The organism is Limnoraphis robusta CS-951 (genome assembly GCF_000972705.2).
Map to the genome: position 1 here is coordinate 1 of NZ_LATL02000076.1, position 7,818 is coordinate 7,818.

The 7,818-nt window shown below is 43.8% G+C and carries 7 protein-coding genes; 2 read left to right on the plus strand and 5 right to left on the minus strand.

The window, feature by feature from the left end; all coding sequences use genetic code 11:
• On the plus strand, positions 1-555 hold a 555-nt coding region (locus tag WN50_RS06665), incomplete at its 5' end, for a site-specific integrase (RefSeq protein WP_049558502.1).
• 421 nt (positions 556-976) lie between these two features.
• On the opposite strand, the gene WN50_RS06670 is transcribed toward WN50_RS06665, so the two are convergent.
• Both WN50_RS06670 and WN50_RS37385 read right to left on the minus strand, forming a co-directional pair.
• Positions 977-1,564, minus strand: coding sequence for a Uma2 family endonuclease (locus WN50_RS06670; protein ID WP_046277981.1), 588 nt, complete (start codon positions 1,562-1,564; stop codon positions 977-979).
• A 118-nt stretch (positions 1,565-1,682) separates the two neighbouring features.
• Positions 1,683-1,801, minus strand: a 119-nt coding sequence (locus WN50_RS37385; protein WP_425354786.1) for an element excision factor XisI family protein, incomplete at its 5' end; no start/stop codon positions are given.
• Between the two features lie 234 nt (positions 1,802-2,035).
• Between WN50_RS37385 and WN50_RS06680 the strand changes: the two genes are divergently transcribed.
• A complete protein-coding gene (locus tag WN50_RS06680) occupies positions 2,036-2,776 on the plus strand; it encodes a response regulator transcription factor (protein WP_046277982.1) in 741 nt (246 codons plus the stop codon).
• 629 nt (positions 2,777-3,405) lie between these two features.
• Here the strand turns inward: WN50_RS06680 and WN50_RS06685 are convergent.
• From WN50_RS06685 to WN50_RS06695, 3 genes are all read right to left on the minus strand, one after another.
• Positions 3,406-4,167 (minus strand): PHP domain-containing protein, encoded by a 762-nt coding sequence (locus tag WN50_RS06685; RefSeq protein ID WP_046277983.1) that lies wholly within the window; start codon positions 4,165-4,167, stop codon positions 3,406-3,408.
• 309 nt (positions 4,168-4,476) lie between these two features.
• A complete protein-coding gene (locus WN50_RS06690; protein WP_046277984.1) occupies positions 4,477-5,697 on the minus strand; it encodes a HetZ-related protein in 1,221 nt (406 codons plus the stop codon).
• Between the two features lie 526 nt (positions 5,698-6,223).
• Entirely contained in the window at positions 6,224-7,615 is a 1,392-nt protein-coding gene (locus WN50_RS06695) for a malic enzyme-like NAD(P)-binding protein (protein ID WP_046281597.1), read from the minus strand.
• Between the last annotated feature and the right edge of the window lie 203 nt (positions 7,616-7,818).

Sequence of the window (7,818 nt, forward strand, 5' to 3'; positions counted from 1 at the left end):
ACCAGTCTTGAGCGAGACGCCATCATAGAAGCTTTTAGAACCCGCTCACAACAGCCTCATTATTACTATTACGTTGCCTTCTGTTTTTATGTTGGCTGTAGACCGAGTGAAGCGATCGCCCTGACTTGGGAAGACATCTCAGACGACTTAAGTAAGATGATTTTCAGAAATGCCATAGTAGCGGCTGTTGGTGGAAAGGAGAGATGTGACGGATTAAAAACTCAGAGCAAGCGAGTGTTTCCCTGTAACAGCCAGGTACAGAAGTTACTGAGAGAAATTCAATCAACCCGTCAATCCAGCAAAGGTCTGGTATTAACCTCAACCAAAGGAAAGGTATTCAGTACAAGCTCTTTCCGCAAAGCATGGGTCAATGTACTGAACAGCTTAGGGATTGAGTATAGGAAGCCGTACCAGACCAGACACACATTTATCACCCTCTGCCTTGAGAAAGGAGTAGATGCAAAAGATGTCAGCAAGTGGGTAGGTAACAGCGCTGAGATAATTTACAAAAATTATGCAGGCCACAGAACTGAATTATCTGTCCCTGAACTCTAAGGATTCAGTCAACTAATTGCCGCTTCTGGAGTGAGTTTGGAGTGAATCCTACTCACATCCAGAGAGTCTTAATCTCTGAAAGCTTTAACTGAGAGGAGATTGGGGGTTGTAAGAGTCACTGACTTGTAATCGGAAGGTTGTGGGTTCAAATCCGACCGCCAGCTTTAATTAGAGGCACTTTCAGACAATACAGCTTAACCCTTTTCAGTAAAAACGATAACGAGACCACCCGTCGAGCAGATTTTGGTTTTTCTGATTTGGATGGCACGGGAAGGATAGAGTAAATATTATCTGTGATTAAAGCGATCGCATTTAACAGGATGGGTTTAGTGAGATTTTGGCTGAGAACTAAAAGCAGTTTTCAAACCCGCCCCACATCACTGATAACTGTTGACTGTCAAAGCTATTTATTACTATTACTTTACCAAATTACCGTTAAATCTAATACAAATCCCGGTAAAACATTTTCTCCCGATAAGGTGTTGGGATTTTCTTGAATTTCTACTTCTCGATCCGCGCGATAAATTTCGACTCTTTTGTTTTTGGGATCGATTAACCAACCCAATTTTGCTCCGTTGTCCCGGTATTCTTGCATCTTGTCTTGCAGAGTTTTTAAGCGATCGCTGGCTGACCTTAATTCGACCACAAAATCAGGGCATAACGGTATAAACTTCTCGCGCTGTTCGGAGGTTAAACTGTCCCAGCGATCGCGTTTAACCCAAGACGCATCGGGAGAGCGGTCTGCACCATTGGGAAGTTTAAAGCCGCCGGAAGAATCAAAAGCTTTTCCTAAATTATTTTGACGACTCCAAGCTTGCAATTGATAGGATATTTCAATATTGCGGTTGCTGGTTTCTCCTCCGGTTGGTGACATGATCACTAAAACTCCTGACACCGTGCGTTCAAATTTAAAGTCCCGATTTTTTTGGCAAAGATAAAAAAATTGATCGTCGCTCAAATCAATCATTAATTCCAGAGGATCGGGTAAGTTAATCGTCGTCGGATTCATCAGCGAATTCCTCTATCAATACGGGTTTAATTTTAACCTATAATAGGTAGCACTTACAGAAGGATTTTTGTTATATTTTAGCGGTCAATTCAAGACTGTTTCGCAACCCACCCTACGGTTAATTGCTGAGATCTGTGTACTTTCTCACTTCCGAGAAACAGAATCCCAAAACAATACTATACTTGGGAATTCCAGCCTTGAAAAATTCGTAGGCAACCTCATCTTCAGTACCCTCTCNTTCCGAGAAACAGAATCCCAAAACAATACTATACTTGGGAATTCCAGCCTTGAAAAATTCGTAGGCAACCTCATCTTCAGTACCCTCTCGATTTTTACATCTAGTAGAGTGGAATCGAGAAAAATTTGTCAAGTGTGGATCGAGTCAAGAAAACCGTTCTTTTGAGAGATCGATTTGCGCTAAGGAGTTCGCTAAAGTGAAATAAAGTAGAGGGTTAAATCAAGGTAAAATTGATGTCTAGTCAGACTCCAGGAAATAATAGCGATGGGGTAGAAGTCCCTGAAGTACCAGCACGACTGTTATTGGTTGATGATGAACCGGGACTGCGAGAAGCGGTACAAGCTTATCTCGAAGATAGCGATTTCGTCGTTGATGTTGCGAGTAATGCTCGTCAAGGTTGGGAACTGTTACAGCAAAATTTACCCGACTTGGTGATTACAGATATTATGATGCCAGAAGTTGATGGCTATCAGTTCCTTAAACAAATGCGCGACGATCCTCAGTTTAAAGCTTTACCTGTGGTTTTTTTAACGGCAAAAGGGATGACCACTGATCGGATTCAAGGGTATCAAGCAGGTTGTGATGCTTATCTTTCTAAACCTTTTGATCCCGAAGAATTAGTTGTTATTGTCAAAAACTTATTAGAACGTCGAGCCGTAGTCCAAGCCAGCAATTCTGATGGAAATCCTGATATTGCCACCTTAGCAGGTCAAATAGCTCGGATTGAAAATATGTTGAAAGGGAAAAGTGGCATCACGCAAACGCCCGCACCGATTAAAATTGATTTAACACCTCGTGAACAGAGTGTGTTAGATTTAGTCGCTCAAGGATTAATGAATAAAGAAATCGCCCGTCGCTTAGAAACCAGTGTTCGTAATGTTGAGAAATATGTCAGTCGTTTGTTTACGAAAACCGGAACAAATAGCCGAACAGAATTAGTTCGTTATGCTCTAGAACATGGTTTAACTCAATAGTTAAGAGAGAACAGGCAACAGGGAACAGGCAATAGGCACTGGTCACTCTCTTACAAACAAAGTCTCGCGCCCTACCGCGCCCGTCCCCCGGCAAGCGCTGGTTACTGTTCACTGTTCACTGAAAAAACTGTTCCCTACCCTAATTTTACCAAATTACTGTTAAATCTAATATAAATCCCGGTCAATTAATCGTTGTTAGGTTGATCAACTGATTCCTCTCTTTCAGGAGTTATAAAGTTCATTCTATATTTTAAGAAAACTTACAGAGATTTAAGATTTGTTCTTGCTTCTACCCGTTTGATGATGAGATTTGTTAGGTTAAAACTATAAAATAGCATAAAAATCATTATGAAAACCTCCAAACCTTCTCTCAATCAGAATGAATCTCTGATCAAAAGCTTTCTTTTGCTGCTGCTTTTGATTGCATTTTTGATGATGATGATTTTGGGAAGTGGAACCTGAAGCAGTGAATGCCTCCCCGATATATACCTCCTGAATAATGGTTTTATATTCGGTTAATGGTCTATCTTTTGATTAAACAGTTAGTGGTCAGTTTAAACAGCTACTGACCACCCATTAAGAATAATCGATGAATTTGAGCGTTTCTCAACATTGACTCGATGCCACTCCTAAAGGCGTAACAACAAGTTACACCCATGAGTATCGGTACCGCAGGTGTGCAGAAGTCCATACCGATTTGCTAACTGTTTGATGTCTTCGGTAATCTCAGGTGTGGGTTTCCAAGGATTGGTATTGCGGTAGCTGTAATAAACCTCTACCCCATCAACCCCCAAACGAGCCGCTTCCGAAATTAACGCCTTAGCCGGAGAACGATAACGCGCCGGATGCGCCAAAACTGCTAAACCCCCCGCTTTGTGAATCGCTGCAATCACATTTTCGGCTCGGTAGTTGGAACCTTTCACGGTATGACCCTGAAGATAGGGCTGTAAACAGATGGCTTGAGGATCGAACGCATAAGCGAGAATATGCACCTCCACATTCAGTAAACCTGCACTAATTTCTACGCCTGTCCAGAGTGTCGGAGCGGTGGAACTATTTTCAGGATGACAAGATTTCCAGGTGTCTAACCAACGTTGGGCTTGGTGATACCCTTGCGTTGTATGATGGTCTGTAATCGCCAGTCCCTTTAAACCAATGGCGATCGCCTGTTCCATCAGTTGATGGGGTCTAAGCTGTCCATCGGAGTTGACCGTGTGCATATGAAAGTTATAGGAAGACGGACAGCTATTAACGTCAATTGTTCGGAAAACCTGCTGAAGTACAGTTGGGTTTTGAGCGATTGCATCAGACGAAAGGTGTTCATCTGCGCTCCCTGTCGGATCAGAGATCCGATCTGATGAAGCAGAAGTTGGAGCCAGGTTGACAAGCATAATGATTGAGATAGCGATACTTAATAAACTGTTACTTCAGTGTACTGTATCTAATTTGCCCGAGAATAGTTCGCAGTTAACACTAAAACTTTAAAATACAAGATTAGAAATTCTTATCAGCAAAACCGAGCAATTTTACTTATCAATTCAGAATTGATTGTTTATCATTAGAAGTTTATTGTTAACCTTGTCTATTCTCGGGGGATCGGGGTGAACATGGTAGACATCTCAGGGGCGATCGGATAGTTAGGTGGGTTTGAGTCCTATTCCTAATGTCATCGCGGTTCACCATGCCCTATCTACCCGATCCTATGCTTGAACACCGTTACGATAAGCAAATGCTAAATCTAAAAGTTTCGCCCAACGTTTCTGAACTTGCTTCGGTGTACATTTGAGAACTTTAGCAATCTCTTTTTCACTTTTTTGCTCCCGCTTGAGTTGCAACAGTTGCTGTTGGTTAGCCGAGAGCTTGGTTTGAAAATCTTCCCATTGCTCAGTTGTCATCCCCAGTTTTTGATCGAGATCTGCACCTAACCATTCATGGACTAATTTCCAATTGGTTGAACGGGCAAACTTTTCAACATGATACTTAAACCGTTGTTGGAGATAATCACGCTGACGGGCTGTTAAACCGAGAACTTTATCAATATCACTGGCTTGCATATCTTGTAATTTTAGCATCAAATAATTTACACAGTCAGCCTGATCTTGAGATTCGAGATATTGAACCAACTCGGTAATCACCCGTTGACGTAACACAGCGTCCGCCGGATCAACCGCTTCAGAAACCATTTGTTCGCGAACTTGTTGCATCGCAGAAGAACGGCTTTGTGCTTCGGCTTCTTCAGTTTTTGCGCCTTCAACCGCCAGTTCAATATCAATAGCAGTTTCCGGGGGTTGACCTTTAGCAAAGCCTTGAGCGCGAAGAACAATCAGACGTTGGCGGTTGCGACCCGGTAAACCAATTTGACGCTTGGCGTACTGTTCGGTAAATGCCATGTATTCAGACAGTTCTAACTTGCTGTGAGGCGTGTAGTCTTCTGCCATGTTGTGTTCCCGTCGGAAAGCTCGCAATGATTCAATGTAAAATCCTTGCAGGAAGTCTTCAATCAAGTTATAACGCGCTTGGAAATTCAGTTGAGCCGCAAATGCAGCAATGTGACGGTAAACCATCGCAGCCAGGGTAGAATGCAGTTCAACCCGACCTTGGCGAGAACCGAGTTTGTAGTATTGCAAGCACTTTTGCAAGCGATGACGCGCTAAATTAAGCTGCCAAGTGCGGACTTCTCCAGACGTTTGAATGCGCTTGCTTTTTTCACAAATGCGTTCAACTTCCAGAGCAATTCGCATCATCACATCCCGACCCGTAGCAGGTCTCATTTGCAACGCTTCCGATAATTCCTCTAAGAGAATATCAGCAACGGTTTGAGCATCCAGTTCTTGATCGACTGCGAAGGTTTTTCCAGCTTGAACGTCGGTGGTTTGATAGGAGTTGGTAGCGGAGCCTGTGGATTGGGTATTAGCAAACATTTTTCTAACCTCAGGGTAATGCACCATTTGCATATGCAAAGAGTGAAGGGCGGCGAGAGAATTGATTTCTTGTGGATGTCCTGAATCAACTCTCTACACTTTGAATAGTAGGTGCAGACCAAATAGCATAGGCACTGCAATGTTCCACTCTCTGAGGTAACTGTATTTGGCTGGAATTCTAGCCTGTCAGCTTGATACCATGAGAGGTTTCTTATCACCCTGAAACCTTTACTAGATCAGCGTTTGTCTCATAAACGCCCCCTGCGATCGCTGGTGTTTAGGCAAGCAATCTTTACTATTAGAGTAGACAATTAGCCAACTGGTTCCCTTTGGCGGATGTAGAGATAGCCGAAAGGGGTTAAAAATTTAGAGCCGCAAGGGATCTTGGGCAGCACCGGAGGCGATAGAGGCGGGTGGAGAATACACCTTTTCGGAGNTGGAAAGATTAGAAAATCCCGCCGAAAAGTGGAGAATACACCTTGTTGGTTTGTAATTTTCCCGCCCCGAATTTGAGTTTACGGACTGTTTAGTTGCGAGCGACTCCTTCCTGACGAGCAGTATGAGAAACAGCCGCCGCTACGGCTTGGGCGACTCGTGGATCAAATACAGAAGGGACAATGTGTTCGCGATCCAAGTCGGAAGGATTAACTAAAGCTGCGATCGCCACTGCGGCTTCTAGATACATCTTGGTGGTTAGCGTGGAAGCCCGACAGTCGAGGGCGCCGCGAAAGATGCCTGGAAACGCCAGAACGTTGTTAATTTGGTTGGGATAGTCACTGCGTCCTGTTGCCATAATTGCCACATCATCAACGATCAACTCGGGTTGAATTTCGGGGATGGGGTTGGCCATTGCAAACACAATCGGGTCTTTGGCCATTGAACGCACCATTTCTGGAGTCACAACACCGGGAGCGCTCACTCCCATGAATACATCAGTCTCTTTCATCGCATCTGCCAGAGAACCGGACATTTCTACAGCCAATGCTTGTTTTTGGGGGTTGAGATCGCTGCGATCTTTTGAGAGAATGCCTTTGGAGTCGCACATGATGATATGACGAACTCCGGCTTCTTGCAACAAACGAGCGATCGCAATACCCGCAGCGCCCGCCCCATTAATCACCACTTTTACCTCTTCAATGGATTTTTTCACCAGTTTCAGGGCGTTGAATAAAGCTGCTAAACTAACAATGGCGGTTCCATGTTGGTCGTCGTGAAAAACGGGAATATCGAGGATTTCTCGCAGTCTGGCTTCGATTTCAAAACAGCGAGGAGCGGCGATATCTTCTAGGTTAACCCCGCCAAAAACTGGGGCTAAATATTTCACGGTTTCGATAATGGCGTTTGTGTCTTGGGTATCGAGACAAATGGGAAACGCATCAATTCCGCCAAATTCTTTAAACAGCATGGCTTTCCCTTCCATCACGGGTAACGCACCACCTGGCCCTAGATTTCCTAACCCTAAAACTGCACTGCCATCGGTAACAATGGCAACAGTATTTTGTTTGATGGTTAGGTTATAGAGTTCTTGTGGATCATCGGCAATTGCCCGACAAATTCGACCGACTCCCGGCGTATAAGCCATTGCTAAATCATCTTGAGATTTGAGGGGAAATTTGCTTTCTATGCGGATTTTTCCTTTGCGGTGAAGATTGAACGTGCGATCATAAACGGAAACGACTTTAAATTCAGGTAACGCTTTCACCGCCTGAACAATGTTCTCAGCGTGTTCACTGCTATAGGCATTAACAGTGATTTCGCGAATCGTGGTGTTGCGAGTATACTCAATTAAGTCAATTTGTCCTAAGTTTCCCCCCTCTGATGCTATAGCTTGGGTGACAATTGCCAACATTCCCGCTTTGTTGGGAAGTTCGATGCGAATCGTAACGCTATAACTGGGATTAGGTGTTAGGCTGGCCATGTTAGTTTAGTGTTCAGTGAACAATCAACAGTGAACAGTAAACCGTAAACCGTAAAAAGTAAACAGTGAACAGTTTTTCCAAAGAGGGGATTGGGGATTTGAGTTTAGCCTATCTTACCCAAAGTTTGCCGCACACGCCCCTACCTTCAGGTATGGGGATATAAGGCTCTTTCTAATGCTAGAATAACTCTACTGGCAGGGTA

Bases quoted from the DNA above. Each gene is read 5' to 3' on its own strand.
- WN50_RS06695 (WP_046281597.1), bottom strand. From the start codon at position 7,615: ATGGCCAGCCTAACACCTAATCCCAGTTATAGCGTTACGATTCGCATC.
- WN50_RS06680 (WP_046277982.1), top strand. From the start codon at position 2,036: ATGTCTAGTCAGACTCCAGGAAATAATAGCGATGGGGTAGAAGTCCCT.
- WN50_RS06685 (WP_046277983.1), bottom strand. From the start codon at position 4,167: ATGCTTGTCAACCTGGCTCCAACTTCTGCTTCATCAGATCGGATCTCT.
- WN50_RS06670 (WP_046277981.1), bottom strand. From the start codon at position 1,564: ATGAATCCGACGACGATTAACTTACCCGATCCTCTGGAATTAATGATT.
- WN50_RS06690 (WP_046277984.1), bottom strand. From the start codon at position 5,697: ATGTTTGCTAATACCCAATCCACAGGCTCCGCTACCAACTCCTATCAA.